This window comes from Shewanella sp. SM69 (assembly GCF_025653985.1).
Taxonomy (GTDB): Bacteria; Pseudomonadota; Gammaproteobacteria; order Enterobacterales; family Shewanellaceae; genus Shewanella; species Shewanella oncorhynchi.
The window spans coordinates 19,845-46,824 of record NZ_JAKKRV010000002.1; the positions used below are offsets into that span (position 1 = coordinate 19,845).

The 26,980-nt window shown below is 46.9% G+C and carries 22 protein-coding genes, 3 pseudogenes and 1 CRISPR repeat array (1 of these 26 running past the window's edge); of the genes and pseudogenes, 6 read left to right on the plus strand and 19 right to left on the minus strand.

All coding sequences use genetic code 11. The features are described from left to right. Nucleotides 1-120 precede the first annotated feature (120 nt). A pseudogene (locus L5M37_RS03505) lies at nucleotides 121-330 on the minus strand (transposase family protein); the annotation flags it as partial. 499 nt (nucleotides 331-829) lie between these two features. Continuing rightward, nucleotides 830-2,050 (minus strand): OprD family outer membrane porin, encoded by a 1,221-nt coding sequence (locus L5M37_RS03510; RefSeq protein ID WP_011918409.1) that lies wholly within the window; start codon nucleotides 2,048-2,050, stop codon nucleotides 830-832. Between the two features lie 435 nt (nucleotides 2,051-2,485). Here L5M37_RS03510 and L5M37_RS03515 point away from each other — a divergent pair, with 435 nt between their 5' ends. Next, nucleotides 2,486-3,031 (plus strand): CueP family metal-binding protein, encoded by a 546-nt coding sequence (locus L5M37_RS03515; protein ID WP_259527414.1) that lies wholly within the window; start codon nucleotides 2,486-2,488, stop codon nucleotides 3,029-3,031. Between the two features lie 188 nt (nucleotides 3,032-3,219). On the opposite strand, the gene L5M37_RS03520 is transcribed toward L5M37_RS03515, so the two are convergent. The 7 genes from L5M37_RS03520 to L5M37_RS03550 form a co-directional block, all read right to left on the minus strand. Next, nucleotides 3,220-3,663 (minus strand): YybH family protein, encoded by a 444-nt coding sequence (locus tag L5M37_RS03520; RefSeq protein WP_037426042.1) that lies wholly within the window; start codon nucleotides 3,661-3,663, stop codon nucleotides 3,220-3,222. 75 nt (nucleotides 3,664-3,738) lie between these two features. After that, nucleotides 3,739-4,635, minus strand: coding sequence for a copper resistance D family protein (locus L5M37_RS03525; protein ID WP_011711626.1), 897 nt, complete (start codon nucleotides 4,633-4,635; stop codon nucleotides 3,739-3,741). 14 nt (nucleotides 4,636-4,649) lie between these two features. Then, nucleotides 4,650-5,072, minus strand: a complete 423-nt coding sequence (locus L5M37_RS03530; protein WP_037425940.1) for a copper resistance protein CopC — start codon at nucleotides 5,070-5,072, stop codon at nucleotides 4,650-4,652. A gap of 115 nt (nucleotides 5,073-5,187) precedes the next feature. Then, on the minus strand, nucleotides 5,188-5,901 hold the full coding sequence (locus L5M37_RS03535; protein ID WP_011711624.1) for a copper resistance protein B: 714 nt from the start codon (nucleotides 5,899-5,901) through the stop codon (nucleotides 5,188-5,190). Between the two features lie 11 nt (nucleotides 5,902-5,912). Further along, entirely contained in the window at nucleotides 5,913-7,796 is a 1,884-nt protein-coding gene (locus L5M37_RS03540; RefSeq protein WP_263199421.1) for a copper resistance system multicopper oxidase, read from the minus strand. Continuing rightward, nucleotides 7,793-8,308, minus strand: coding sequence for a DUF411 domain-containing protein (locus L5M37_RS03545; protein WP_011711622.1), 516 nt, complete (start codon nucleotides 8,306-8,308; stop codon nucleotides 7,793-7,795). Before L5M37_RS03545 ends, L5M37_RS03540 begins: the two co-directional genes overlap by 4 nt. Nucleotides 8,309-8,444: 136 nt before the next feature. Then, nucleotides 8,445-8,819, minus strand: coding sequence for a hypothetical protein (locus L5M37_RS03550; RefSeq protein ID WP_263199422.1), 375 nt, complete (start codon nucleotides 8,817-8,819; stop codon nucleotides 8,445-8,447). A gap of 270 nt (nucleotides 8,820-9,089) precedes the next feature. Here L5M37_RS03550 and L5M37_RS03555 point away from each other — a divergent pair. Further along, a pseudogene (locus L5M37_RS03555) lies at nucleotides 9,090-9,326 on the plus strand (transposase family protein); the annotation flags it as partial. Between the two features lie 58 nt (nucleotides 9,327-9,384). Here L5M37_RS03555 and L5M37_RS03560 read toward each other — a convergent pair. The 7 genes and pseudogenes from L5M37_RS03560 to cadR all read right to left on the minus strand — a co-directional run bounded on the left by L5M37_RS03560 (nucleotide 9,385) and on the right by cadR (nucleotide 15,505). Continuing rightward, nucleotides 9,385-9,648 carry a transposase gene (locus tag L5M37_RS03560; RefSeq protein WP_248084423.1) on the minus strand — a complete coding sequence of 88 codons (264 nt, stop codon included), beginning with the start codon at nucleotides 9,646-9,648 and terminating at the stop codon, nucleotides 9,385-9,387. An 18-nt stretch (nucleotides 9,649-9,666) separates the two neighbouring features. Beyond that, nucleotides 9,667-11,356: pseudogene (tnpC, locus tag L5M37_RS03565) on the minus strand (IS66 family transposase). Nucleotides 11,357-11,377: 21 nt separating this feature from the next. Further along, complete coding sequence (gene tnpB, locus L5M37_RS03570) at nucleotides 11,378-11,728, minus strand: IS66 family insertion sequence element accessory protein TnpB (protein ID WP_014610304.1); 351 nt, start codon at nucleotides 11,726-11,728, stop codon at nucleotides 11,378-11,380. Further along, entirely contained in the window at nucleotides 11,728-12,009 is a 282-nt protein-coding gene (tnpA, locus tag L5M37_RS03575) for an IS66 family insertion sequence element accessory protein TnpA (protein WP_113851620.1), read from the minus strand. The genes tnpB and tnpA overlap by 1 nt, the downstream gene beginning before the upstream one ends. A 110-nt stretch (nucleotides 12,010-12,119) precedes the next feature. After that, nucleotides 12,120-13,325 (minus strand): SVAGG family GlyGly-CTERM protein, encoded by a 1,206-nt coding sequence (locus L5M37_RS03580; RefSeq protein ID WP_259581236.1) that lies wholly within the window; start codon nucleotides 13,323-13,325, stop codon nucleotides 12,120-12,122. Nucleotides 13,326-13,401: 76 nt separating this feature from the next. Next, a complete protein-coding gene (pilV, locus tag L5M37_RS03585; RefSeq protein WP_263199425.1) occupies nucleotides 13,402-14,970 on the minus strand; it encodes a shufflon system plasmid conjugative transfer pilus tip adhesin PilV in 1,569 nt (522 codons plus the stop codon). Nucleotides 14,971-15,064: 94 nt separating this feature from the next. Beyond that, entirely contained in the window at nucleotides 15,065-15,505 is a 441-nt protein-coding gene (cadR, locus tag L5M37_RS03590) for a Cd(II)/Pb(II)-responsive transcriptional regulator (RefSeq protein ID WP_011638890.1), read from the minus strand. Between the two features lie 85 nt (nucleotides 15,506-15,590). On the opposite strand from cadR, the gene L5M37_RS03595 reads away from it, so the two are divergent. The 4 genes from L5M37_RS03595 to L5M37_RS03610 all read left to right on the plus strand — a co-directional run bounded on the left by L5M37_RS03595 (nucleotide 15,591) and on the right by L5M37_RS03610 (nucleotide 22,734). Beyond that, nucleotides 15,591-17,996 (plus strand): heavy metal translocating P-type ATPase, encoded by a 2,406-nt coding sequence (locus L5M37_RS03595; protein ID WP_011638891.1) that lies wholly within the window; start codon nucleotides 15,591-15,593, stop codon nucleotides 17,994-17,996. Beyond that, nucleotides 17,993-19,072: a signal peptidase II gene (gene lspA, locus L5M37_RS03600; RefSeq protein ID WP_011638892.1), complete on the plus strand. Its 1,080-nt coding sequence runs from the start codon at nucleotides 17,993-17,995 to the stop codon at nucleotides 19,070-19,072. The genes L5M37_RS03595 and lspA overlap by 4 nt, the downstream gene beginning before the upstream one ends. Nucleotides 19,073-19,201: 129 nt before the next feature. Next, entirely contained in the window at nucleotides 19,202-19,759 is a 558-nt protein-coding gene (locus tag L5M37_RS03605; RefSeq protein ID WP_259581230.1) for a recombinase family protein, read from the plus strand. Between the two features lie 2 nt (nucleotides 19,760-19,761). Then, nucleotides 19,762-22,734, plus strand: coding sequence for a Tn3 family transposase (locus tag L5M37_RS03610; RefSeq protein ID WP_248114727.1), 2,973 nt, complete (start codon nucleotides 19,762-19,764; stop codon nucleotides 22,732-22,734). A gap of 348 nt (nucleotides 22,735-23,082) precedes the next feature. Here L5M37_RS03610 and L5M37_RS03615 read toward each other — a convergent pair whose 3' ends face one another. From L5M37_RS03615 to L5M37_RS03625, 3 genes are all read right to left on the minus strand, one after another. After that, nucleotides 23,083-23,835 (minus strand): LEM-3-like GIY-YIG domain-containing protein, encoded by a 753-nt coding sequence (locus L5M37_RS03615; protein ID WP_259581229.1) that lies wholly within the window; start codon nucleotides 23,833-23,835, stop codon nucleotides 23,083-23,085. Between the two features lie 98 nt (nucleotides 23,836-23,933). Next, a complete protein-coding gene (locus L5M37_RS03620; protein WP_259581227.1) occupies nucleotides 23,934-24,206 on the minus strand; it encodes a hypothetical protein in 273 nt (90 codons plus the stop codon). A gap of 100 nt (nucleotides 24,207-24,306) precedes the next feature. Then, nucleotides 24,307-24,639: a hypothetical protein gene (locus L5M37_RS03625; protein ID WP_259581225.1), complete on the minus strand. Its 333-nt coding sequence runs from the start codon at nucleotides 24,637-24,639 to the stop codon at nucleotides 24,307-24,309. A 2,238-nt stretch (nucleotides 24,640-26,877) separates the two neighbouring features. After that, nucleotides 26,878-26,980: a CRISPR direct-repeat array (repeat unit 28 nt); it runs 2,446 nt beyond the window's last position.

The window sequence follows — 26,980 nt, forward strand, 5'->3', positions numbered from 1 at the left end:
TCATCAATACCCGGCGTCAGAGTACGCCAGGAAATGAATATCCAGCCAACTCCCGGAGAAATAAACACTGCCGGACTTGTTTCAGTTATGGAAATGAAAATATAGGTTGTGCTTCCCCCGGACAGGGACACCTTCGGTCAGAATTCCCTTTTCTTTAAACCAATTATGGTGCCCGACAGCATAATCGTGGATCTCAGACCAACCTTCGGCGCCAGCAATCACACCACACAGAGTGACGAACAATACATCATGCAACGGGTAAGTCACTTTGGCAGATTGTCGGCTGTCAGCAATCGAGTTGAAATGTGATGTGAAGGCTTCAAGGTACATGCTCTTATGCTCTCTATAAGAAAAAGAGAGCATAAGATCATAATCGATGCCGTCCGTCAAATTTAGCTCAAAACGGTTAAAATATATTCACGATCTCGCCCTGCTTATGTTTGTAACCCCCCAGGGCCGGATTATACATTGTTAAATTGGTTAACAAACCTATCCAGTCGAACGAATTTCATTCGATTATGGATGATTTATATCAATCAATAATCTCGCATTAAGTCGACTTAAGAACAAAATAGCTAAATGTTAACAGAATTTACAAAGCATAATCTCACCCTGTGTAACCCCCTGGTTCTAAAATACATTCAAGATGAATTTTTTTGTAAACGTAGATATTGATAAATTATCAAATAACAAGTTTTTCAACTTTAATCATCTAGACGTATTTTTCATATAAAATTGTAAACCCAAGCACACCCATTAACACGACCTGAATTTACAATTACAATATAATTATTAGGGAATTAACATTTGTCAAAAACATTTACAACCTTTAAAAGCTGTAAATGAATTTCGTTCTTAAATCTGTAGCGTCTTTTTGATTGTTTTCATAATCCAATATTGAAAAATCAATTGATATACCGATATTTTCGAGTTTACCATCAAATTGATATGCAAGATTAACCGTCCATTCATTTAAATCTTTTCCCACTATGGGATTGTCAAAAGATGTATAAAATATTTTACCTTTAAGATTAGAGATAGCAGAACCTAACCCCAATTGATACGAATTTGTTCCAGATTCAAATGCCCCAACACCCGCAGTTTTAGTAGTGGCAGTAAACTGATAATAAGCTCCTTGACCAATGCCTCTAAAAACTCTATTTTCTCCTTCATTTCCTCCAGCTAATGTATAACCAGCAAAAAAATCTACTCCTCCCTGACTGAAACCTACTTTAAAGCCCAAAAGATCATTATCGACTAGTTCATTTTTATCCCACTTAGTTTTGTAATATTGCATTGCAATATAACTGTTAAAGTTAGTTGGCAATGTATATTCGACATCCGCATAAAGTGCTTGGACTTCATTTATTACATTTGCGTACTGTGAGTTAACTTTGAATTTTTTAGCAATTCGCTTGTTAACTTGTACGAAAAAAACGCCATCATTACCTATTTTATAAAAATCGCCAGGAGAGCCAGAACCATTAAAATCAAAATCAACAAATTCATTATCAACATAAAACGATTTATCTGTTCGAGTCTGATATTTAGTCACATATCCAATCGAAATATCAGTACCATCAAAATGACTTGAAGACACCTGATACATTTCAAAAGATTCATTTATCAATCTTGTACCTGAGTTAGCGATAAGGGGTGATGAAAAGTGTTGTCTACCTCCAGAAAACACAGTATCACCAAACTGATACTTCAAAAAAGCTTCCGATAATACAAGACCTTGTGCGTTCATATCTCCCGCAGTTGTATCATCATCATCATTGATATTACTAACGTATGACCCCTGTACCTCTCCTCCCAATTTAAACCCATTAAACTCTGATGTATTAAAAGTAACATTACCACCATTCACCCAAATCGAGCTATTCTCTGTATTTGAATCGTCAAAATCTTGTTCGAAATAGTACGATCTCGCTGTACCTCCAACATTACCATTGTGTATCCATTCAGAAAAACTCTCAATATCATCATTAGAGAGTGCATTATTACTCATTGCTAATAGCACCAAAACATATTTATTATATTTAAACATACAAACCTTATTAACGTTAAGTTACAAATAAGAAACTATATTAAGTAAAACTAAAATCAAAGATAAACAAATAAATTACAAACCCAATCGATAATACAAACTAGCGCATTTTTAACAGTGATCTATTTCGCAAAAAAAATATCAAACCGACATAAATATTAATTTAAAATAAACATAGGTTTAAAACCCAAGTTTAAAAACTTAGGTAGAAAAATTAAATGAAGACGCAAGTTTAAAACCTGAGCTAAAAACCTAGGAGAATAGAGCGTTAAAGCATATATTTAAAAAACAAAAAAACAAACGACCAAAAACATCAGGCCAATATCAATAATGTTAATTAGATCAATATATATAAAACCACAATCGTTACAATAAAAATAAGCGAGGCACGTTTAAATAAAAATATTTTATAAACTATATAGGAAAACTCAGACCATGATTAAAAAACACATTCTATTAGCACTTATAGTTGCATATTCAAGTCAATCATATGCCACAATAATAAATGCAGAAACGTTTAAAAATTTAGACTATAAGAGTGCTGTTACAACAGCACATACACTATACAAAAATAATGAAGGGATAATGATACAAGTTCTACCAAATAGAATAGTTGCAACTTTTTCAGATGGTAAAAGTAGTTCTGTAGCAATACCAAAAGATCAATTCTTTCTTTCAATAGCTCCGTACATTAATAGTTCTCATCCATGTACGAATCATGTTTTAACAGGTTGTACCGGAGAGATAAGAAATCAAACAATGAAAGTTGTCATGATTGATACTGACACAGGTGAAACATTAATAGACAAAAAAATGACGACACAACGTGATGGATTTATAGACTTTTGGGTTCCAAAAGATAAAAATTTAGCATTTAATATTTACTATGAAGCAAAAGACGGAAGCAAAAGAGTGGCGAGAGAAGTATTGTCTACTTTCAATAACGATAGAACTTGCATTACAACTATGAAACTTATTTAAAATTAACATTTAAATATGGCTTGTAAAAGGACTGGAATTACTCCGGTCTTTTTTATATAAAAAATGGAAATCCTTTTCCATAAAATATCATGCATTAACATGACGTGAGTCTTTGTGGTTTTCTTGGGAACACTACCTACAAAGGAACTCAAGATAATCCTTTATCTGGTTGATGAAATTCTTATTAGTTACGACCAGTGCACGTGGGTTATTTTCCAACTACCATCCACTTGTTTAATTAACACAAGCGTTTCCATGGTCATCGAGTCAATACTTTTACCCTTATATTCACCTTGGGCGTGACTTATTGACGTTGAAATAGCAATGTCACCCGTAATCGTTATTTGGTGTTCTTTTGGCGTTATGGTTAACCCTTTTAAGTAAGCCATATCCGCAAGCATATGATGATTGGCATAATCCGTAAGTGAACGTTCTACTTTTCCACCTTCATAAATTTGCACATTGGCTGCTAATGACTGCCTAACAATAGCCTCATTGCCCGTTTGTAATGCAGCATGAAATTGTTTGACGACATTACCCGCGGCGGAATCAACACCGATAAACGCTTTTTGTTCTATAGGGTGAGTTTCATCACCATGGGCGAAGCTCAATGAGCTTTGTCCTGCGGACATCAGTAATATCCCGGTCGTTATGAGTATTGTTAAAGGGCTATTTTTCATTTTTATCTCTCTGTTAATTTATAGTGATTATCCAAGGCTCATAGGACCTAGCACGCTCGAAAGTACCGCTGTTGTCGCTAATATCAGTACTGCTATTAATGCTTCTAATCCAATCGATTTTTGTAGTTTTTGTTTTGCGAGTAATGTGTTCGCAATCGTTAATTTAGGTACTAAAACCAATTTATGCCATGCTGCTATAAGCAAAATGATAGCCACCAAACAGAGCTTGATGGTGACCGCAATACCATAATCGGAACTGATTAATTCAGTGGGACTATCAAACAACATCCACACCATTCCCATGCCTGAAAGCAACACTAGAATGACAATCACTATGCCTAAACGACCAAATGTATCCATGACATTTTTTATGACGATGTGGTCATCGGTGCAGCATAATTTCCATAATGGATAAAAAGCGCCTATCCAACTGCCAATGATCAACACGTGTATCAATATTAAGCCTTGAGCAAGCAATCCCAGTTCAGTGCTATGGCCAATAAAAGTAAACGTGACAGCAATTAACAGACAACTGAGAATCGCTAATACCGCAGAAAACGTTTTGATATAACGGTTCTTATGTAACAGTAAACCACTAGCCACTAGCATTAACCCAAAACCGATTAAGCGCCAAAGCACCGTTTGCCCTACCTGGGTTGGCCACAGAAAAGCATGCATCTGCGCATCAAATATTCCCATCAAGCCGTTTTCAGCAAAAGCCCCTACTTGCGCAAAATAATTGATACTAACGGCAATCAATCCCAATACGGCACCTAGGCCGGTATATTTTGCAACGCTAATGCTCAGATTAAGTTGACCCTTAATGAGGTATTGCATCAATGTGCCGCCAATAACAGCGGCAACACTCAGATAGATAACCCATTTAGATATCAACACCGATATTTCAAATACGGTTAATATCATGTTTACTCATCCACTTATTGATGTGCAGTGTGCTCGCTAGTCTCATGCTCCATTGTCATAGGCGGTGCACTGCGAGTGTTCATGCCAGAGTCGTGAAGCATAAAGCTCATGTTGCCTTTCATCTTATGACCGTCATCACCCATGATCATCCAGTTAACCGTGTAATTAGCTGCGCTTAATGCTGGTAGAGCGAATGAAAATGCTGCTTGGCTGGTCGCACTTGAAGGTAATGTTAGCGGTACGCTTTGCTGCTTCTCATCTTGCATTGTTAATTTGACCAAACGTACCGGAGCCGTAAAGGTCAGTTCAAGCGTTGTTGGTGCTTGACTTAGCATGGCACCGTTAGTGGGCATAGAACTGCCCAGTCCGACATGAGCAAATGCTGAAGCACTCAGGAATAGACTTGTTACGACTAAAACGTTGTTAAATAATTTCATGATATTTCCTTTTATATTGTTTTTAACGATCGAAAAACGGTTTACATAAATGATTTAATATTGGCTTAGCTAACATCTTGGCGCCAAGCTTATAACTCAGTGTACGAACGAGGTCTTAGAACCACGCGCTAAAACCAATAACAAACTGGGTTTCTTGTGTATCTTCCCCTTCACTTCGGGCGTAATCGGCGGTATTACCGAGCTTCTGACGCCAATCAACACCGATATAGGGTGCGAACTCTCGAACAATCTCGTATCTCAATCGCAGCCCTGCACTGACGTCAGATAAGCCTGAGCCTATTCCAAGTTCAGCATCGTCCTTACCAAATAAATTAACTTCTACTTCAGGTGTGAGTATCAATTTTTGAGTGATTAACAGTTCATATTCCGCACTCAACCGCATAGCCGTACGGCCTTGTTCACCGATGAATAAGGCCGCGTCAATATCAAAAAAATATGGCGCTAACCCTTGAACCCCAATCACAGCCCAATTACGGTTCGGCGTCGGTTTGATATCGGTTTTAATACCGAATTGTACATCCCAGTATGGTGCGATGGGCTTACTGTAAAGAGCCTGAATTTCAAGGTCTTGCTTATCACTATTTGAATATTCACCTTCGGTTTTAAGCCACAACTTATTCAAATCGTAACCTAACCAGGCTTGTGCACTAAACTGGGTAGGATCTTGCGGATCCACGCCTTTTTCAAATTGATCCAGCATGACTTTTGTTAATAGAGGATCATCATTACCGCCGGCAAACACAGCTGAGCTAGCCAATGAGGCGCTCAGACTCAACAGTCCCAATGCCACTAAATTCGTTTTATTCATCTGTATTCCCCTTATTTCACCACGACTTTTCTGAACATGCCTGGCATGTGGAATAACAAGTGGCAATGATATGCCCATTGCCCTTTTGCATCGGCGGTGACTAAGTAACTGATCTTAGAACCCGGCTGAACTAATACCGTGTGCTTACGGGGAATAAAATCAGGGTCGCCTGTCTCTAACTCACTCCACATACCATGCAAATGCATAGGGTGAGTCATCATCGTGTCGTTCACTAAGGTGATCCGCAGTCTTTCTCCGTATTCAAACTCTAATGGCGCGGCGTCCATAAATTTCACCCCATTCACAGACCACATATATCGGTTCATATTGCCGGTTAAATGCAGTTGAATTTCGCGGCTAGGTTGGCGCGTGTCGTAGGTAGGATGTAAGCCTTTAATATCGCCATAAGTTAATACTTTGCGATTAAATTGTTGTTGATGGTCACGCAATCCAATCCCGGGATCGTGTAAACCACTTTTTGGCGCATCTGCACGCATATCCACTTGTGGGCCGAACTCGGTGTCAATGTGTTTAATTTCATTGTTACTGCCAAAGCCTGCAAGCCCTAGTCCTGAGACTGTCGCTTTCGCAGCGTCCATRGCCATYTTGCTGTGATCCATGCCTGACATATCACCGCYRCCCATAGCCATCTTGCTTTGATCCATGCCTGACATATCACCAGCGCCCATGTCCATTTTGCTATGATCCATACCGCTCATATCCATATCACTCATATCCATGCCCATATCACTGTGGCCAAGGACTGGCCTTGGATCCATTGGGGGAATAGGAGCATGTAAACTGGCATCTGAGGTAAGGTTACCTACCGTAAAGCCGGTGCGGTCAATACTTTGAGCGAAAATACAATAGGCATTATCAACCTCTGGCTCAATAACCACATCATAGGTTTCAGCAACACCGATTCGAAATTCATCCACAGATACCGGTTGAATGTTCTGACCATCACTGGCGACAACACTCATTTTGAGACCCGGTATACGTACATCAAATATGGTCATAGCAGAACTATTTATAAAGCGTAAGCGCACCTTCTCACCTTGTTCAAACAACCCTTGCCAGCCCTGTTGCGGAGGATTGCCATTCATTAAATAGGTGTAAGTTGAACCCGTAACATCAGATATGTCTCTGTCACTCATGCGCGCGTTATTCCACATCGAACGAGCGTTCCACGTATTGGCTAAGCCATTTTTATTCACGTCAGAGAAAAAATCCATTACCGTACGCTCACGGTAATTATAGTAATCGGCTTGTTTCTTTAATTTGGCATAAATGTTTTCAGGGGCTTCGTCAGACCAATCAGACAGCATGATCACATAGTCACGGTCATATATAACCGGATCGGGGGTCGCTGGATCAATCACAATAGCGCCGAATAAACCGGTTTGTTCTTGATAGCCTGAATGACTGTGATACCAATATGTGCCACTTTGCTGGACGGTAAATTGATACTCAAATGTTTCACCGGGTTTAATGCCATCAAAGCTAAAGCCAGGCACACCGTCCATTTCGGTGGGTAAAATAATACCGTGCCAGTGAATAGAGCTATCATGGTCGAGATTATTTTTTACTCTTAAGGTGACTGTTTCACCTTCTTTCCAACGTAATAACGGCGCGGGCAGTAATTGGTTTACCACAGTAGCTCGAGCAGATTTCCCGGTAAAATTAACCATTTTATAGTCAATTGATAAGTCAAACACTTTGCCAGAGAGCTGGCTCAACGATTGGCTTAACGCATTGGCAACGGCATTTTTAGGGAAAGGGATCGACATCAATGCCAACATGGCGGATGCACCAAACACAAACCGGCGTCGGCTGTTGTTGAGTTCACTGTTTGTCATTTGAATCATGGGTTTTATCATGTATTGCGATTTCATTGTACAGACTCCTCAAGCGAGTTCACTTGGGCGTAAACTTCACTACTGCCATCTTTTTTCAACAGTAAGACTTGATATGGCATAAATTTATCTTGGTACTCCATGCCAGGGCTGCCCACTGGCATAGCGGGTACGGTTAAGCCGATAGCATCTTTAGGAGGGGTGGCTAAAAAACGACTAATGAATTTTGCAGGGACATGCCCTTCAAACACATAACCTTGAGATGACACAGCGGTATGGCAAGATTGCATTGAAGCAGGAATGCCCTTTGACTGTTTAAACTCATAAAGGTTGTTAATATTGTGGGCACTAACACTAAATCCACGCTCACTAATATGCGTTAGCCATTTCTCACAACAGCCGCAATTAGCATCTTTATAAACGGTGAGTAATGGCTCCGTAGTGCCGGGCTCTGCTGCACGGGCAATTAATATCCCTCCCATAGTTTGCAGAATAAAAATAGTACCTATGACACGAAAAAAACTAATAGAATTGCGATATAGAGCAGACATAATATTGCCTCCAAATCAAATTTCGTCACATTAAACAACGCGGTTTAATGTCAGTTTATTAACCAAAAGGTTAAAAAATTGAAACTACATGATTGGCTAGGACAGCTAGCAAAAAAAAGGCGTAACTGTGCCTATGTTAGGCAAATATTGGAGGACGGTATAAAGAAGAACGATACTGAGGCATTAGTGCTGAGGTAAACATTGTTGCAGCATTAACTAAATTGACTTCTGATTTAAGCGTTGGCATCGCCATCGTTAAAGCGACTGATAAACATGATCCGACAGGACAATGGCACGTTTGGGCGCAGCAACTATCATCCGCACCATCACTCATATCCATGTTCATGTTCATTTGCATACTAGCGTCATGACATGCTTTGCCATTTTCAGCAGGCATATTTGAAGTCGTCATTGAATTCATTGGCATAGTACCAGGCATAATCACAGACGCAAAAGTTTGACCGACAAACGTCAGTAAAACAAACATCATGATTAAGTGGATTCTACGCAAAATATATCTCCAATGATTATCAAATAATAGTAGTGAAAAATACTGCATTTAGCAATGAAAATTTATTTGAAAAACATAATTAAATGAAAATAAAAATAACATTTTAAAATAAAAAATATGATAACAATCAATCCAATATAAAATCAGGGGCTGATCATACTCGATCGCTTTTTATGCATAACCCTTAAAAACAATGAGATAAGAAATAGCTTGATTGATCCCGCCAATGTGATCAAATAGGTCACTTTTTCTTTGTCTTTTGACCTATATATGCTCAAACATCTCGATAACATTACTGATTGCCGTTCCCATATAAATCAAGAACATGATGTCATTGACATCTGTTTTCTTGTGCTTAGTGCCGTCATCTCAGGCGCTCAAAGCTGGTCTGCTTGCCATGAATTCGGCACATTGGAATTGGAATGGTTACGGAAATACCGCCCCTTTACCAATGGTATTCCCAGCCAGCAGAGTATTGGTCGTATTTTTAGAGGAGTGTCGAAGCAATGTAAGCGTCCATTTTAGGACGTATTGACGCCTTATAGATTTCGGCCAAGCATCCTGGCTAGATGTCTTTCATGATCTGCACCAGTCCTGGTGGGATTTTCCACTGGCGGTTATCATCGCTGACCACCATCACTGATTTCTTGTTGATTTTGATAACCACCCCGAACACTTGGCCTTCTTTGGCCTTGAAGTGGACTTTTTGGCCTAAACGTAGCTGGCTTAGAACATTGATGTCGTTTTGCAAACGTAAGTACTCAATCCGTTTGCAGATGAGCTCGTTCAGGTCATGTAATTCGTCTAAGGTTAGGTCTTCTATGCGCATATCGCCTCCGTCTGGAGGCTATTCTACCGAAGTGGCGGGTAAAGCAAAGAGGTCTGAACGCAGTGGATTGTCGGCGAACTTGGTTTTCCAATTCCGTGGCGTCAGTTCGTGTACCAGGCTGGCAGGGTGTTGGCTGATGCGTAGCAGTACATCGGTCAGATAATCGTTTACATTGATATCATGCAATCGACAAGTGACTATCAGGCTTTGGATAACGCCAACATGCTCAGCACCGATTTCTGTCCAACAGAACAACCAATTTTTTCTCCCCATGGGTATGGGCCTGAGCGCCCGCTCCAGATGGTTTGTATCCAGCGGCACATCGGGGTCTTCTAAGAAGACACGCAGTGCCATTTCTTTGCTTTGTACATAGCCAATCGCTTTGTAGAGGGGGTCTTTTGGCAGCAGCGTCAGGTTATGCAGGGTGTCATCACACCACGTAAAGAAGCGGTCAACCACCGGTTTGCTGTGCGCAAGCCGGTATTGGCGTTTTTTGTCATCCGTGAGCTTTTGGTTTCGGATAGTCTCTTCTATCTCATACAGCTTGGCGATTAGGCTTATCGCTTCTTTGGCCGGTTGTGGCCAGCTGTTTTCGGCTGCAATAAATTGCCGGCGACTGTGCACCCAGCACTGGGCATGGGTTAAGCCCTCATTCGCTTTTATATAACTGGCATAGGCGCTGTAGCCATCGCTTAATAAAGTCCCTTTAAAGCGATGTTTTAATATCTCTTCTATATGTTGCCGCCCGCGGCTGGTGGAGAAGGTAAAAACAATTTCATCCTTATCACCATACACCGGCCAGAAGTAACTTTGCTTCATTTTGCCCGGGCCTGCTTTGCCTGCTTTAATCGGCGTCTCGTCCATTGCCAGCACCTGGCTTTGTAAGATGCTGGTCAGCATCGCATCCACAATCGGATAGAGTAAATCAATACCGCGTGCCACGATGGCGCCCAGTGTGCTGCGGCTTAAAGTAATGCCCGCTGCGGCTTAAAGTAATGCCCGCTGCGGCTAAGCGCTGGTGTTGGCGATACAGCGGCAAGTGGTATTGGAATTTATCCACCAACATGCCGACGATAAAGCTCACATCCGCCACGCTTTTATCCAGCACATTGAACGGCGCTGCGCTTGGCAGGATAGTGTCGCTGTCTTTGTGTTTGATGATTTGCCGGTCATAGCGCAGCACGTCGAAGCTCGCTGGGCGCTGTGCTAAGCGGAAGGTGCTTTTTACGCCAATCACTTCATACTGGTCGGCATCTTCCCCTTTTAACTCGTCTGGTATCAGCGTAATCACTTTCACCGGTACGTTATCGTTAAATCGCAAACCACTGTCATTAACGCAATCATCCGGGCGCTGTTTGCCTTTTCTGCGGGTGTAGGTGGTATATTCGGTTTCACCTTCGGGTTGGGCCAGTGCTGGCACCATATCGCCCAGTAAGCTTAACTGCATACCCAATTCCAAGGCGCGCTTTTCTGACTTCTGACCAAACAACTGCTTCTCAAACCAGGCTAAGCGTTGCTGAATGCCTGCGAAGGTTTCGCGCAATGACGCATGCTCAGTTTCCAGCTTGCCGTACTTTTCTGACCAGGCCTGATTCTCTGCAGAAGCCTGTTGCAACAAACTCTGCAGGCGCGCGATTTCACTGGTCAAATTAACCCGTGTCTCGGCGTCCGCTGCCACGTTGGATGAGGATGAAGGCTTGATTTTCATAGCGTCAATTATACAGACTTATCAAGCGATTGACTGCCCATAGCGCTTCGCTTGTTTCTGGCGAAGTACGGTAATTCCGTCAACGATCATTTGCAGGGTGCAACCGGTGAGTGATTGGATCCCACTCGGATGCGGTTTCACCGGAAACTGGCCTTGCTCGAGGCGCTTAGCCCAGACACAATAGCCTGAGCTTTCGAAGTACAACACCTTCATCTGGGTTTTGCGGGCATTGATAAACACAAAGTACTGGCCGCTTTGTGGATTATGGCAAAGTTTATTGCGCACCAGGGCACTTAAACCGTTAAAGGATTTACGCATATCCACGGGTGTGGTGCACAGCCAGATTTTTTGGTTGGCAGCAGGGATAAACATTATTGCTGGCTAAGGGTAAGTTCAACGCCATTGCCCAGTGACAAGACGATATGCCAGCGGGTGTTACCGTGATGTGCAAGCGCGGATAAATCGATAAACGGTGTATCCTGGTGCACATTAGCTTGCTCAGTTTGTGGTGATAGACGTTGCCGCCATTTATAAAATGACATGGTGCTCAGTTGATGGGTTTGGCAAAACTCAGTGATGCTCAGCTCTGATGTGTGCCATAAGTCGATTAATTGCTGCCATTGTGCAGCGTTGCGGTAAGCTCGCTTTGCCATATCACTCTCCTGTAATGATGAGTGCACAGCTTATCGCGCGATCTTAAGTGGGAATAGGACGTCCTAAAATGGACGCTTACCATCGCAGGGCTGTTTTTCATCATTTTGAATTACATGGATCTTTGTCTACGGTAGTAAACTAATGGCAATAACGCCAACCACGCAAAACCAAATGAACCACCGGAAGAACCTGAAGAATCAGAACCAGAATTATCGCCGCCACCACTAGTAGCTTTCGCCGCAATAGTTACCGTCTGAGCTTCACTATCAGCAACATATTCACCATAACGAGTACCTACAGAGAAGGTTTTAGCACTGTCCCCATGAGTAACATTTAGATCAATACGTTTTTTGGACTCACCTGCAGCAAACGTCACACGTTGATAAATGTCGCTATAGTCAGTATCAAATACAGCCGTATTTCCTTGAGTAAATAACTCAACTGTTACGTTCGAATCTAATACAGCCGCATTTCCTTGAGCATCAACCAAATTTAAAACCACCTCAGTTGCATTAATAGTATTAGCAATAGGATTATCTAATACATGCAGATCTAAGTAAGCTTTAATTGGCATAGGCTCACTGTATGACCCCGCCCAAAAATCGGGATGATAGTAATCCAACAAATAAGTCGGATCTCTTTTCAACACACCATTTACAGTTTTCATTTCATCAGAAGTGAAACCGCTTCCGTCTAATTTACCAGTACACATTACATAGTTGTTTGAAGAACAAACAGTTGCACTAGGATGAACTAAACCAAAAGTGTGACCCAATTCGTGCGCCAATGTGCTTTTATGCTCAAAAAGAGACGCAAAGTTAAGCACAAGCCCCATATTATGAAACGCATAACCAATTGTTTCATCATATGTCACGGTGTCCAATCCTGATGTAATAAACACCAACTTATCAGCATGATACTTCTTAAGCAGTTCGTCACCTTTGCTGTTATATCGACCAGCAAGAAAACTTATATCTGAATAAGCCTCATTATAAGAAGCTTCAGTTTGCCCCAAACTATACATGATTGGGCCAACAGAATAACTGTAAGATTTACCAGCTGAAAGCATATTGGCAACATCGTCATTACCCCAACCTTCAACAGCTCTGATTGTAAACTTAACGTCAAAATCAGCACCGAATACTTCATTAGCTTTCGCTAATTCCTTATTCAGTAAAGCAGAAATCTCTTCCTTGTTGTATTGCTGTGAAACACTAGGTTCAACAACTACCATCAAGTCAATATTTTCTGCAGCTGCGAAAGCAGAGACAGACATACTTGTTATCAGGGTTAAAGCAGAAATTACGTTTTTCATTTTTCTATCCGCGTTGTGTTTTGTAGCCAATGGGCTGTTTTTAAAAAAATAATTTCGACATTATCATATTTTTAAGCTATCTACATATACTAGGATACAAACCAGCAGTGTTATAAAACACTTCAAATGCACCAGAGGTACATCTTGCGAATAACCTCGTTTCTGTTACAGAATTTGTTTCTCCACAAGTATTAGTGGATGAAACAATTAATTTTACTGTGTGTCCTGCAAATACTTCATAATTACCAGCCCCCCAAGTGATAGGAACCTTATAAGTATCCCCCGTCCATACGACTACAGGCCCGCTAGATGAACCACCATCACCGGAAATATTTAGGCCACATGCCGCACTTCTAACGTCAATTTGACAAGCCTTTTTCCAAGCTTCTAACGACTGGATTGACGAATAAGCTTGTTTTAGTGAACGAGTGGTTCCGGATGAATCTTTGAAATAGACTTCCTGATTGAAAGTCGCGTTATCATTTAGAGTAGTAGCACCGTTTACAACAATTCCACCATTAAATGTTTGTGTAGCTGTGAACGTATTAGCAATATCACGACGAGCATAGTTAGCTGCAGCTACGCCACCTAATGAAGTAGAATTATCCGCACTATCAGCATGAGAAGAATCGACTGCTTTGGAAGTTTTTCCTAAGTAACGATCTGATAAAAGCTGTCCACCTTCGTAAAAATTTCCAGCAGTGAATAAACTCTTGTCATTGTAAATTCTAATTACATTTGGATCAGTCATGTAAAAACCGCCACCGTAAGACTCAAAATAAAGCCCTACATTTCCAGCTACACGAACCCAATCATTGTTTACGTAAATGCCATTATTGAAAGTCTGGCGTCCATTAAATGTTTGAGCCACATCTTTCCGAGCAAAATTGCCAGCATCAACACCGCCAAGTTTTTTTGAATCTGCAGCTGTACTGTTTATGCCGAGGTATTTAGTTGATAAGGCAATTCCATTTTCATAGAGAGTTGAACCATCAGCCGACACCACTGTTTTACCGTCAACAATCAAACCACCGTCAGCATAAATAGCTTGGGTAAAAGTATTTTTCCCTGTGTAGGTATTGTCTTTTGCTAGTTGTGCAAAAGCAGTCGAATCTAAGCCGTCGAGCTTATCTGCATTGGCCGCATTAGTAGCATTGTCAGCTGTTCCCGCTGAAACAGCTTTAGCATTAATGCCTAGGTATTTGCTTGATAATGCTGCTCCGTTTTCATATAACGTTGAACCATCAGCCGACACAACCGTTTTACCATCTACAGCTACGCCGCCATTGGCATTTAGCACTTGGGTAAATGAGTTAATACCAGTAAAACTATTCGCCTTATCCAACTGAGCAAACGCCGTAGAATCTAAGCCGTCGAGCTTGTCGGCATCTTTTGATTTGGCATCAATCCCCAGGTACTTATCTTTGAGTAGCACCCCTCCTTCACGAATATCTTTTGCCGATGCAATCCCTAATACAGAAAGCGCACCATCAATAGAAACATTACCGTGAAACAGAGCATCACCTGCAAAATCACTTACGCCCAATGCCTTGAACGTATTTACGGTAAAATTAGTTGCAGTTCCATCTTTTAAAGACACGCTGTCAAATACACCTGAAACAGCCTTTAAACTGCCATTAATCACCGCAGTATTAGTTTCCGTGGACCTTCAGATTGAACCGGTTGCTGTATACGGGGTCGCCTCAGAAAACGGAAAATAAAGCACGCTAAGCCCTTACTTACCCAGATGTTTGACTGTTCGTGGCACTTTCACCATGGCAATTGCAATTGCCCAACCCTTGCAAAATGCCGCACGCCTCTACAGATCGAGAGCCAGAACACTTCTCGCGCAAATCAACCAAGTGCCGTTTTAACTGCAACAGCGCGGACACACGCATTTCCACCTGTTGAATATGGGCCTCCAGCAGCGTGTTGACCTCCCCACAGTCCTGCATCGGGTTGTCTCGCAGACCCAGCAATGCGCGAATCTCGCTCAACGTCATCTCGAGCGAACGGCAATGACGGATGAATTGCAAGCGCTCAATGTGCGCCTCACCGTACAGCCGGAAGTTGCCACCGCTTCGCGCTGGCTTCGGCAGTAGCCCTTCCTTCTCGTAGTAGCGGATGGTCACGACCTCGCACCCAGAGCGCTTGGCGAGGTCGCCAATTCTGATTTCCATGCATCAATCTCCAATTATCACTTGACTCTATAGTGACTATAGAGATTTTAATGGAGGCTGAATAGAAGATTTTCAGGAGTTACTCATGAGCGAATGCGCTTCAAAGGGGTGTGGCTGCACGACTGAGCCGATCATCCAACCCACGGCACCGGCCCCGCTGGCAACCGGATCGGCTCAAGCGGTGTACCGCATCGAGAACATGGATTGCCCGACCGAAGAGGCGCTGATCCGAAGCAAACTGGCCGGTCTGGCGGGGGTGGCGGGTCTTGAATTCAACCTGATGCAACGTACCTTGGCCGTGCGACACGAATTGCCTTCGTTGTCTCCCGTCGAGCAGGCGCTGAAGGCCATCGGCATGCAAGCTGTGCGCATGGATCAGGCGTCGGCCGAGCAGACGACCAAGCTGTCCATTGCCAAGATGGATTGCCCGACCGAAGAGACGTTGATCCGCAACAAGCTCGGCACCGTGGCCGGTGTTGCTGATCTCGATTTCAACCTGATGCAGCGCACGCTGTCGGTACGCCATGCGAACCAGGTTCTGCCAGACGTGCTCGTGGCACTGCAAGCGCTTGGATTCGAGGCGCAGGTCGTGGACACGGCAGAGGTCGCATCTCCATCCGCCGCCCCTGTGACCACGCCGACCAACTGGTGGCCGCTGGGCATCTCCTTGGTCACTGCATCGGCGGCCGAGGCGGTCTACTGGCTCCACAACGGCAATCACTGGTCGGTTGTCGTTCTGGCGCTTGTCGCGGTCTTCACGGGTGGCCTCTCCACCTACAAGAAGGGGTGGATTGCGCTCAAGAACCGTAATCTCAACATGAACGCCCTCATGTCGATTGCGGTCACGGGTGCCATGTTGATCGGCCACTGGCCCGAAGCGGCAATGGTGATGGTACTGTTCGCGCTGGCCGAGGTAATCGAAGCCAAATCGCTGGATCGCGCTCGTAACGCTATCCGTGGCCTGCTCGATCTGACCCCGGAACAGGCCACGGTACAGCAGGCTGACGGCACATGGCGCGAGGTGGGCGCCAAGCAAATCACCATCGGCGCCCGCGTCCGGGTCAAACCAGGTGAGCGCATCGCCCTTGATGGTGAGGTGCTGGAAGGCCGCTCTGCCGTCAACCAAGCCCCGATCACGGGTGAAAGCCTCCCGGTCGAAAAATCCCCCGGTGATTCGGTGTTCGCTGGCACGATCAACGAATCCGGCTCGTTCGAGTACCGCGTCACCGCCTTGGCCAACAACTCCACTTTGGCCCGGATCATTCACGCGGTAGAGGCTGCGCAAGGTAGTCGTGCGCCGACTCAGCGTTTTGTCGATCAGTTCGCCCGCTGGTACACCCCCGTTGTATTCGGCGTTGCCATCGCCGTCGCGTTGTTGCCGCCGCTGTTCATGGGTGCGGCATGGCTCGACTGGATCTACCGTGCATTGGTTCTGCTGGTGGTCGCCTGCCCGTGCGCACTGGTGATCTCTACACCGGTCAGCATCGTCAGCGGCCTGGCCGCCGCCGCCCGCCACGGCATTCTCATCAAAGGTGGCGTCTATCTGGAAGAAGGCCGCAAGCTGCGCTGGCTGGCTCTGGACAAGACCGGCACGATCACGCACGGCAAGCCCGCACAGACCGACTTTGTCACATGGGGCAATGCACTCGCCTCGGACAGCCGCAGCATCGCTGCCAGTCTGGCGGCCCGCTCGGACCATCCTGTATCCAAGGCGGTGGCACAGGCCGCGCAGACGGACGGGGTTGCCTTGCTCGACGTGGCCGAATTCAACGCGCTGCCCGGTCGGGGTGTGCAGGGCCAAATCAACGGTGAAACCTACCATCTTGGCAACCAGCGGATGCTAGAAGAGCTGGGGCAGCGTACTCCCGAGCTGGAACAGCGCATCGCGGCGCTGGAAACCATGGGTAAAACTGTCGTGATGTTGGTCAGCGCAAAAGGGGTTCATGCCTTATTTGCCGTAGCGGACACCATCAAGGAAAGCAGCAGGAGCGCCATTGCCGAGCTTCATGCACTGGGCATCAACACCATGATGCTGACCGGCGACAACCCCCACACGGCACAGGCCATTGCCGCACAAGCCGGGATCGACCGTGCGCAAGGCAATCTGCTCCCAGACGACAAACTGCGCGAAGTTGAGCTACTGGCCATAAAGGGCAAGGTCGGCATGGTCGGTGATGGCATCAACGATGCCCCGGCCTTGGCGCGTGCGGACATCGGCTTTGCCATGGGAGCGGCTGGCACAGATACCGCCATCGAGACCGCTGACGTGGCCCTGATGGACGACAACCTGGGCAAGATTCCGACCTTCGTGCGCCTGTCGCGTGCGACGGCGCAGGTGCTGATGCAAAACATTGTGCTGGCCCTTGGCATCAAGGCAGTATTTCTGGTGCTGACCTTCACGGGTCAAGCGACCATGTGGATGGCGGTGTTTGCTGATATGGGGGCCAGCTTGCTCGTCGTTGGCAATGGCTTGAGGCTGTTGCGCAAATGAGCTGGAAATTCTTTCTCTACGACTGGGGTGGTCTGAACATCGCGTTGTTCCAAGCCATCAACATGAGCACACCTGCAGCGCTGGAACCGCTGGCATCGTTCTTCAACCTTGTGATAGGCAACTACTGGACTGCACCACTGATGCTCTTGGCGATGTGGGGATGGTCAAAGTCGGCACCTGACCCAACGCGGGCCGATGCCATCCGGTACAGACTCAGAGTCTTTAGCGTGGCCTTTGCGTTGGCATTTCTCGTCGCCACCATCTTGAAGCTATGGATCGACTTTCCACGCCCGCCTGCCGTTTTTGGCGACATGGTGCGCGTTATCGGGGGCATCGAACGACACTACAGCCTGCCCAGCGGGCATGCCACCTATGCCGCGCTGGTGGTCGGCGCGCTCTGGCCTTTGATAGGCCGTCGTGGCCGCATCGGCTTGGTGTTGTACGCCGCATTGGTCGGTTGGTCACGCATCGCAGCCGGAATGCACTTTCCTGCCGATGTGCTGGCGGGGTGGGTACTTGGATTGAGTTGCACGGCGCTCGCCGGGTGGCTGATGCCGCTGGCCGCCCCTGTGTGGCAATCGGCTCGCCGCACATCGACTTGGGTCTGGTTCGCAGTGGCCGCCAGTGCTGTCATGACCGATCAGCTCGCAAAGTTCGCCATCACCCGCACGTTTGCCTACGGTGAACAGGTCGAAGTCACGCCCTTCTTCAACTTCGTCCATGTCCTGAATCCCGGCGCGGCATTCAGCTTTCTGGCGAACGCTGGCGGCTGGCAACGTTACTTTTTCATCACGCTGGGCCTGGTCGTTTCTGCTTGGCTGGGACGCATGCTGTGCCAGCAATTGCCCCGTCTCGAAGCGATGGGATACAGCCTGATCCTCGGCGGTGCGCTGGGCAATGTCGCGGATCGTGTGCTGCGTGGACAGGTTGTTGATTTCCTTGACTTCCATTGGCGACTTGCGCACTGGCCCGCCTTCAACCTCGCTGATGTGGCGATAACTATCGGAGCGCTCTGCCTGTTCTTGACGGTTGTACCGAAAAGCAGTAAAGGCACAGAGGCCGAGGTGTCCGGTTAAGCTATACCCTAACCTGATGTCAGATGTTGAGCACAAACAACGTCAGAGTAGAGTATGAATTTATATTTATTGACACATTCAGCCAAGGGTAATAGATTTCATCCTGACATTTTTACCTTTGGAGGCATCTTGCAAGGTCAACGTATCGGCTACGTCCGCGTCAGCAGCTTCGACCAGAATCCTGATCGACAACTGGAACAAATAGAAGTCGGCAAGGTATTCACCGATAAGGCTTCAGGCAAGGACACACAACGTCCCGAACTTGAAAGGCTGCTGGCCTTCGTCCGCGAGGGCGACACCGTGGTGGTGCATAGCATGGACAGGTTGGCACGCAACCTTGATGACCTGCGCCGCATCGTCCAAGGGCTGACACAACGAGGCGTGCGCATGGAGTTCGTCAAAGAAGGGCTGACGTTTACCGGCGAGGACTCACCGATGGCCAATCTGATGCTGTCGGTCATGGGAGCCTTTGCTGAGTTCGAGCGCGCCCTGATCCGCGAACGTCAGCGCGAGGGAATCGTGCTGGCCAAGCAGCGCGGTGCCTACCGGGGACGAAAGAAATCGCTGAACAGCGAACAAATTGTCGAGTTGAAACGGCGAGTTGCAGCAGGCGACCAAAAAACTTTGGTGGCCCGTGACTTCGGCATCAGCCGCGAAACTTTGTACCAGTACCTGCGGGCGGACTGACCATGCCACGCCGCTCAATCCTGTCCGCCACCGAGCGCGAAAGTCTGCTGGCACTGCCAGATGCCAAAGACGAACTGATACGGCACTACACGTTCAACGAAACCGACCTGTCGGTGATCCGTCAGCGTCGCGGTGCCGCGAATCGATTGGGCTTCGCCGTGCAGCTTTGCTACTTGCGATTCCCTGGCATCTTCTTGGGCGTCGATGAACCTCCATTTCCGCCCCTGCTGCGCATGGTGGCCGCACAACTCAAGGTGCCGGTGGAAAGCTGGAACGATTACGGCCAGCGCGAGCAGACACGGCGGGAGCACTTGGTCGAGCTGCAAACGGTGTTTGGATTCAAGCCCTTCACCATGAGTCACTACCGGCAAGCCGTGCATACATTGACCGAACTGGCCTTGCAAACAGACAAAGGCATTGTGCTGGCCAGCACCCTTGTTGAAAACCTGCGGCGGCAGAGCATCATCCTACCCGCCATGAATGCCATCGAGCGCGCAAGCGCCGAGGCCATTACCCGTGCCAACCGGAGCATCCATGCGGCATTGGCCGATTCCTTGATACCTGTCCATCGCCAGCGCCTGGACGAACTGCTCAAGCGCAAGGATGGTAGCAAAATGACGTGGCTAGCGTGGCTGCGCCAATCGCCCGCCAAGCCTAACTCGCGCCACATGCTTGAACACATCGAACGCCTCAAAGCCTGGCAAGCGCTTGACCTACCTGCTGGCATCGAACGGCAGGTACACCAAAACCGCTTGCTCAAGATCGCCCGCGAGGGCGGCCAGATGACGCCCGCCGACCTGGCCAAGTTCGAGTCGCAGCGGCGTTACGCCACCTTGGTAGCACTGGCCATCGAAGGCATGGCCACCGTCACTGATGAAATCATCGACCTTCACGACCGCATCATCGGCAAGCTGTTCAATGCGGCCAAGAACAAGCATCAACAGCAGTTCCAGGCTTCCGGCAAGGCGATCAACGACAAGGTGCGGATGTATGGGCGCATCGGTCAGGCGCTGATTGAAGCCAAACAAAACGGCGGCGATCCGTTCGCCGCCATCGAAGCGGTCATGCCGTGGGACACCTTCGCCGCCAGCGTCACCGAGGCGCAAACGCTGGCGCGGCCTGCAGATTTTGATTTCCTGCACCATATCGGCGAGAGTTACGCCACGCTGCGCCGCTATGCGCCGCAGTTCCTGGACGTGCTCAAACTGCGCGCCGCGCCCACCGCCAAGGGTGTGCTCGATGCCATCGACGTGCTGCGCGGCATGAACAGCGACAGCGCGCGCAAGGTGCCCGCCGATGCGCCAACCGCATTCATCAAGCCGCGCTGGGCAAAGCTGGTTCTGACCGACGAGGGTATTGACCGGCGTTACTACGAATTATGCGCCCTGTCGGAGCTGAAGAACGCACTGCGCTCTGGTGATGTTTGGGTGCAGGGTTCGCGTCAGTTCAAGGACTTCGACGAATACCTGGTGCCGATCGAGAAGTTCGCCACCTTGAAGCTGGCCAGCGAATTGCCACTGGCCGTGGCCACCGACTGCGACCAATATCTGCATGACCGACTGGAATTATTGGAGGCGCAACTCGCCACAGTCAACCGCATGGCGGCGACCAACGACTTACCGGACGCCATCATCACCACTGCATCGGGCCTGAAGATAACGCCGCTGGACGCAGCGGTGCCAGACGCCGCGCAAGCCTTGATTGACCAGTCGGCGATGTTGCTGCCGCACCTCAAGATCACCGAGTTGCTGATGGAGGTCGATGAATGGACGGGCTTCACGCGCCACTTCACACACCTGAAGACCGGCGACACGGCCAAGGACAAAACCTTGCTGATGACGACGATTCTGGCTGATGGTATCAATCTTGGGCTCACCAAGATGGCCGAGTCCTGCCCTGGCACCACCTACGCCAAGCTGTCTTGGCTGCAAGCCTGGCACGTTCGCGACGAAACCTATTCGACGGCGCTGGCCGAGCTGGTGAACGCACAGTATCGACAACCCTTCGCCGGAAACTGGGGCGACGGCACCACGTCATCGTCGGACGGCCAGAACTTCCGAACCGGCAGCAAGGCAGAGAGCACCGGGCATATCAATCCGAAGTATGGAAGTAGCCCTGGGCGGACGTTCTATACCCATATCTCCGACCAATACGCGCCCTTCAGCGCCAAGGTGGTCAACGTCGGCTTGCGCGACTCGACTTATGTGCTCGATGGCCTGCTGTACCACGAGTCTGACTTGCGTATCGAGGAACACTACACCGACACGGCGGGCTTCACCGATCATGTGTTCGGCCTGATGCACTTTCTGGGATTCCGGTTCGCGCCGCGCATCCGCGACCTGGGCGACACCAAGCTGTTCATTCCCAAGGGCGATACTGCCTACGATGCACTCAAGCCGATGATTAGCAGCGACAGGCTGAACATCAAGGCTATTCGCGCTCATTGGGATGAAATCCTACGGCTGGCCACTTCGATCAAGCAGGGCACGGTGACGGCCTCGCTGATGCTGCGCAAGCTCGGCAGCTATCCGCGCCAAAACGGCTTGGCCGTCGCCCTGCGCGAGCTGGGGCGCATCGAGCGCACGCTGTTCATTCTGGATTGGCTGCAAAGCGTGGAGCTGCGCCGCCGCGTCCATGCGGGGCTGAATAAGGGCGAGGCGCGCAACGCGCTGGCCAGGGCGGTCTTCTTCTACCGATTGGGTGAAATCCGCGACCGCAGTTTTGAGCAGCAGCGCTACCGGGCCAGCGGCCTCAATCTGGTGACGGCGGCCATCGTGTTGTGGAACACGGTCTATCTGGAGCGTGCCACCAGTGCTTTGCGTGCCCACGGCATGGCGCTGGACGACACGTTGCTGCAATATCTGTCCCCGCTGGGGTGGGAGCATATCAACCTGACCGGCGATTACCTATGGCGCAGCAGTGCCAAGGTCGGTGCGGGGAAGTTCAGGCCATTGCGACCGCTGCCACCGGCTTAGCGTGCTTTATTTTCCGTTTTCTGAGACGACCCCATTAACGACTGAGCCCACAGAAAAGTGTAAAGCCTATCATGGCAGAATGCCCCTACTGATCAGCCCATTTGAAATTGATTTTTGGCTTCAAACTGAAGCGATGATGCTAGAGGCACTGCTCTGCCACCCCGAAAAAATCAATATCGCAATCCATGCTAACTAAATTTCTATAAAGTCAAAAATAAAGAACTCATTTTTGGACAAAAGCGAGCTGGATTCCTAACTCTAATTCGTGAGTTTCGGATTAATAGTTCTATGGGGTAACGTAAAAGTGAGAGGGTGCGCGCTTTTGCGCAGTTCCTCTCGATTACCGGGTTATGAGCGGCGTGGCAAATAGCAATACCCTTTTTGGCTTGCGGTAAACGGTGTGCCATCATCTTCGACAAGCATTCGACCAGCAAGCGGATGGTTGCTAAGAAGTTGACCTACGAACTCCCACTTATCTTCAGAACCAGAAAATGACCTAGATGATAACGTGGTACCTGCCGGATACCAGCCTGCAATGGAATATGCTCTGACAACAACTCCTTCCACTACACCAAGAGCAACCGGATGAGTAACTCTCATTCGGGTGTTTTCCGATACTTGGTGCCAAAACTGGCGAACGCTGTCATATAACTCCTGCTCTGAAAGGGTTGGCGAGTATGAGTTGTGGATGAAGAAAAGCATGTATGGATCGGTAATGTTTTTAATGAATACTGGCTTTGAGCCATGAAGTCTCTCAACCTCGGAGGCCAAAAGACGCCCTCTTTCAACTCCATGGCCTCTTACTGCATTGGTAAGGTTTTCTAGACCGATTGCATCAATGATGGCTGCTTCGACTTCCAATGCCACTTTTTCAGACTCAAGGCCGTAACGTAGGATTTCGACTGTTGGTTCTAGATTTGCGGCTCGAATTTCGTCGATTATTTCTTGTTTCTTGGATTCTGAAATCGTGACTTTTAGATGGTTGAAAGCGCGATCATTCGCTGATGCCTTGCCAACATAGAAAATCCGTTTGTAACGGGGATCAACTAGCCCGTAAACATAAAAGCCAAGATGTTCCTTCGTGGATTTTGAAAACTTCATGCTGCAATTCCCTTTAAGCTTTTAGCGCATAACATTGCCAACAGAGGCATAGCGAAGCGAGGTCCAGCGCACGTAGTGCACGATGCCGCTTAGCCTTGTTAACTGTGGACCTGAACAAGCTCATTGACCCACTCTTTAAGTTTAGGGATTACTTCTTGAACTGAGGACTCAAAGCCCTCTTCGTCAAAGTAACCCTCGGTTTCTATTTGATACTGCCAATCTCTGCATTGCTGATGCACCAAATAAGGTATTCCCTCTAGAGCTTCGATTGACTCGTATACTCTTTTCGCAAAGGCATAGTGATCTTTACGATTTTTATCGTATTCATCAATTTCGACTAAAAGCCTTTCTAAAACGGTTTTATTCGACACTACTCACTCGATAATTTCGTACAATTAACACTGAAATAAACGACGATCGATAGCGAATCAAATGCAACGTCTTTTTGTTGCACGATGTTTAATTGCCTTGTTATAAGTCATTTTCAGCCTGTAGAGCTTCATGCAATTCCCACAATGCTGTTGCAATCTTGACCCCAGTAGCATTCTTAATTCTTCTCATGGTATGTGCTACAGCACTTTGCCATATAACACCTTCAAAATTTGTAGCTGGACCATACTCATTCATCATACGAGTGATGCTATCCCACTTTAGTTTCAGATGTTCAGGGAAATGTGATGTATTCAAACTAGACATTGCATCATTTGCAACAAGTAATCGACTCCGAACATCACCAGGATAAATACACAATTCCTGAATACCTTCAGCTACTCTACATTTTGCATATTGATATTGGATACTCATCCCGCTCCGTTCGACTTATAACGTCTTAGCATTTATGTGCTGCGCTGTTTGCAGGGCATAAATCGCTTGTTGGACTTGGCCGCTGCCACATCCGTGTAAATGGGTATGAATGATGCTATAGGAATTTGCTTTCTTGCGGTAGCGGTTTTTTATACAGTTTGGTTGGTAATCACTTGATATCGTTTCAGCTTTCTCATTCTATTACGCTCACTTTCGACTGATTATTGACCTTGGTTGACAGCATTTTGGCCCCATATTCAGGCCGACACTCCCCCCCCTCATCGGCTTAACCCCTTAAGGCTGGCAGCTTTTCGCTGTCGGTCATTACACTACGTCTTGAGGAAGTGGTTATCCTGACATGCGTACTGGCTGACTTTAGTTGTTAATCATCACTAATCTCTGCAGTCTTTTCAGACCAAAATACTGCAGATGGTCCAACTGGCATTACGGGTATGACCACAAACAGTCTTCCTTAACCTAATGACTCGCCAATACCACCAATGGATTGTTTAATTGCAACTTGATTAGCGCGCGCTTTTTGCGGTGGCAAGCATTGGTTAAGTACTGCGTAAAGTCACAGTCATGACATACAGTACTAGCCGGTTAGCAAATTTGAATGATTTAGTTATCAGTTAAGTGATTTTGGGATAAAGCTAGAACGAGTCGATATGCCTAGGCGGTGCGCTCTGATGTAATCAAACTAAAGGTTGGTTTCTTACTTCACTACTCTCTACTTTAATAGCGACTCACTTAGCAATAGAGGCAAAATATCGGCCCATTCAACAAAGATCAAAGGATCACAAAATCGATCTGTCGAAGTTGGTATATCCGAGCATACCTATTTTTTGAGCTTCTGAGAAAGTAAGGAGAATAATTATTTATAATCAACACCATATATAGCGTTCAAAATTATGAACGCCCCCTAAAAGCCCGTTAATAAAACAACAACCAAGCCCTCTAAAATCCTCATATGTAGTGAAGCACTGCGTGTCGCTGCCCCCGCAATCAACCGCGCCAGAAGGACCCGTGATGATAATGGTTCGCATCTACACTGAGTTGAGAGTGATTCTCATCATCATAAGGTGTCGCGTTCGGCTTCAATCAAACCGTGAGCATCGGCGAGACACAAAATCCGCCCATCAGAAAGTCTAAATTCCTCATAATTGCACATGATCATCGCTCCCTTTCTATCCATGCATGATGACTAATATAGGTAAAGTGGCACTCGGTTAAAATGAGCCTAGGCCTAGACAGCAGCTATTCACCTAAAACCGTCTAAAACCTTGGCTTTTACCCTCTTCACCCTATCGCTAACAATTAACACTAAAGCAACAAATGCGCGCTATTGCATCCTCCACTAGGGTTGATGCAATGACTCGTCTGTAGCCTTACTGCTGCATGGGCTAGACTGCTCCCAACTTTTTGAGGCTATCTAGGGATTATCTAGGCCGCATCGAAAAACGGTTGAACCATATTGGTGCAATACACTGAACAACACCCATTGAATAGAAACATATCAACAACAATTCAAACTAAGGCAGCATGAGCCTAAAAACGCGTTCAATCACTCAGAAACAGTGTGCAGATCATCCCAGTTCGCCTGCTTTCGATGACTAAAAACGGGGAGCAGATAACGCCTTCGCAGGATGAGGCCGCGACCGAAACAGTGAGCCGAATAGAAGGATCCATTTAGGCGCCATCAATTCACCCAGAACTACCAAAAACTCACCTTTTGCCCTACCCTTTATGCCCTTGAGGTGTTAACGCAAAATCAACAAAAGCGCGCCGTTGCATCCTCCTGTAGGGTTGATGCAACGATATGCCTGTAGCCTTACTGCTGCATAGGTTTGAGTGCTCCCAACTTTTTGAGGCTATCTAGGGATTATCTAGGCCGCATCGAAGTACTATTGAACTCTAATGGTGTAATCCACCTACCACCACGTAACATTCCAGCAACAACCAAGGCTGGGAAAACGTGCAGTATTCTCACTCGCCATCATCACACAACACGTCTATATCTGCCCTATCAATGCCAGCTGCACCCACAGACATCAGCAAATGCCTGAACGACTAATGCATCTGCAGATAAAGCCGCTGACAAAGACGTAAACATTCACATTGATGCTAGTTATCAGCCCTATCCATCCCCTTATCCCAACAAGCAATTAGCCGCACATTTTCTAAGCTGAGTATTCGCACGGTGAACCAATACTACTTCTATGAGCCAGCGTAATTCATTTTCTAAGCCGCGTATTCGGCGGTTAACAGCGGCACAAGCCAAAAAGAACTACTCGAAACTTTCTAAGCCGTGTATCCGGCGGTGAACGAATTTGCACATGAC